Annotated in this window: 1 rRNA gene; it reads left to right on the forward strand. The window is 40.4% G+C overall.

The features are described from left to right. Window positions 1-137: 137 nt before the first annotated feature. A 16S ribosomal RNA gene (locus tag H5202_RS23855) occupies window positions 138-225 on the forward strand; the annotation flags it as partial.

Here is a 225-nt window from a genome sequence, read left to right on the forward strand (position 1 = left end):
GGAATGTTGGCAATCAAAAAATTTAAACTCAATGCAACGATGAATGTTCATAGTAATATGTACAAAGACTTTGTCAGCTTCGGTTGATAAAGCAATCAGAATTCATTGAGCCGAAACCTTCGGGTTTCAAAAAACTTTAATTGAAGAGTTTGATCATGGCTCAGATTGAACGCTGGCGGCAGGCCTAACACATGCAAGTCGAGCGGTAACACAAGGGAGCTTGCT

It is taken from the genome of Shewanella sp. SG41-4, from assembly GCF_014164505.1.
Taxonomy (GTDB): domain Bacteria; phylum Pseudomonadota; class Gammaproteobacteria; order Enterobacterales; family Shewanellaceae; genus Shewanella.